The organism is Chamaesiphon sp. OTE_20_metabat_361, assembly GCF_031364565.1.
Genome location: NZ_JANLWO010000127.1, coordinates 1 through 1,885, shown reverse-complemented (window position 1 = coordinate 1,885; position 1,885 = coordinate 1). Strand labels below are relative to the sequence as shown.

Sequence of the window (1,885 nt, the reverse complement as noted above, 5' to 3'; positions counted from 1 at the left end):
TTTGAGCTAGGATCGCCCCCGCGACGATGGCGGCGGGTGCATCATCACCACCCATTGCGTCAAGTGCGATGCGTGCGCGAGTTGAAGCCATTGATGCCACTAAGTAGAAACCATCCGAATTCTACCAGAATATGACGCCCGATCGAACCATAACGGATCTGACCGAATGTAAGTTACCAATGGGCGATCGTTACTACCATCCACCCGATTTATCGAGAAATTCGAGTTTATGTTTCTACGTTTGGCGATCGAAACACCTAGCAACTTGGGTTAATAGACGTTTAGCAATATTTGTGGCACGACCGAATTAAATCGAGCTACATTATTGTCCGAACTGTGATTAGAATGATTGACTGTGATTAAATCTTAGTCTATCTGTTAATCTTAAAAATCATAGTTCAGACGGTGTAGCTCGATCGATTAAAATAGAACACACTAATTAACAGCATTTCTCGATCGTGGGTAAACTAGAAAAGTTAATAGAGCTATTCCTGCGCCAGCCGCCAGAAGTAAGATTTGCAGATGTCCTTGATCTTCTTGAGGCTTTTGGATATACGGAGCAGCGTTCCAAGGGTAGTCATCATACATTTTCAGACCCCGATGGACAAACGATCGTTATTCCTAAAGTCAGCGATCAAAAAGTCAAAAGAGTTTATGTGAAGCGGATTATCGAACTGCTAGACTTAAATAGTAACCTTACTGCTAGCAATCTAGAACTAGACACAGTAGTTGTCGAATTAGAACCAGAGGAAAATAGCAATGACTAACGCAGTTGAGTTACGAACGCTGGCAGATTATCTCAAGCTCAATTATCCGATCGTACTTCATATCGATCCAGATGGCGGTTACGTTGCGGAGATCAAAGATTTACCTGGCTGTCTGACTCAAGGAGAAACGATCGAAGAAACATTGAAAAATATCAATGAAGCGCGAGAGTTATGGCTAGAAACAGTGTTTGAATTAGGTAAATCTATTCCATTGCCTAGTGATTAGATCGAAACTCGATCGATTTTCTCTGGTCGTTCGCATGTATCCATTCATCTTCTAAGATAAGATTGCCACATTACATACATCTAGAGCCGATGAACAGAATTTTAGAGCCAGAAGTCATGGATACCTGGTTAGAAGCGACAGCTTATGATGCGATGGATTTTACCGCTGTGAATACGGCATTTGCGACAGAGGCGATCTCGCTCGATCCTCATGCTGTCAAAGTTTTGGACATCGGTACTGGCACGGCGCGGATCCCGATTTTGATGTGTCAACAACGTCCCCAATATCTATTTACAGCCATCGATTTGGCACAATCGATGCTGATTATCGGTCAACGCAATGTAGAAGCGGCGCAACTAACTCAGCGGATTAGATTGGAACGGGTAGACTCCAAACGGATGCCATATCCCGATCTAGAGTTTGACATGGTAATTTCTAATAGTTTAGTCCATCATCTGCCCGAGCCATATTTACTATTTCAGGAGATTAAACGGCTCATCAAATTAGATGGGGCAATCTTAATTCGCGATTTAATCAGACCAGAAAACGATCGAGTTGTCAATGAGCTAGGTGCTAAATTTGGGAGCAATTACGATCCTCAGCAGCAACAGTTATTTCAGGACTCACTCAAAGCAGCACTGACACTCGTTGAAGTCCGAGAGCTAATCGATCGAGTCGGATTGACACAAGTAAAATTATCCCAAACATCCGAGTTACACTGGACGATCGAGCGTCAAAAAAATATAATCGATCGGATCTAAGGTATCATAATAAACCGCCAGCTATTTTTGTCAAGCTAAATGTTAAATCGCAAATTTTGGTTTGGATTGTGTGTGACACTCGGACTGATTCTCACATTAAATGTCCCGGCAATTTGGTCTCGATCGCTGCT

Annotated in this window: 3 protein-coding genes; all 3 read left to right on the top strand. The window is 42.7% G+C overall.

The genetic code is table 11. The features are described 5' to 3' along the window. Nucleotides 1-458 precede the first annotated feature (458 nt). The gene (locus RMO35_RS03510) at nucleotides 459-767 is read left to right on the top strand and encodes a type II toxin-antitoxin system HicA family toxin (protein WP_309738589.1); all 309 of its coding nucleotides are present in this window, start codon (nucleotides 459-461) and stop codon (nucleotides 765-767) included. Continuing rightward, nucleotides 760-993, top strand: coding sequence for a type II toxin-antitoxin system HicB family antitoxin (locus RMO35_RS03505; protein ID WP_309738587.1), 234 nt, complete (start codon nucleotides 760-762; stop codon nucleotides 991-993). Before RMO35_RS03510 ends, RMO35_RS03505 begins: the two co-directional genes overlap by 8 nt. An 89-nt stretch (nucleotides 994-1,082) precedes the next feature. Beyond that, the gene (locus RMO35_RS03500; protein WP_309738584.1) at nucleotides 1,083-1,754 is read left to right on the top strand and encodes a class I SAM-dependent methyltransferase; all 672 of its coding nucleotides are present in this window, start codon (nucleotides 1,083-1,085) and stop codon (nucleotides 1,752-1,754) included. The last annotated feature ends 131 nt before the right edge of the window (nucleotides 1,755-1,885 follow it).

Excerpts from the sequence above, each read along its gene's own strand:
- RMO35_RS03500 (WP_309738584.1), top strand. The coding sequence starts at position 1,083 with ATGAACAGAATTTTAGAGCCAGAAGTCATGGATACCTGGTTAGAAGCG.
- RMO35_RS03505 (WP_309738587.1), top strand. The coding sequence starts at position 760 with ATGACTAACGCAGTTGAGTTACGAACGCTGGCAGATTATCTCAAGCTC.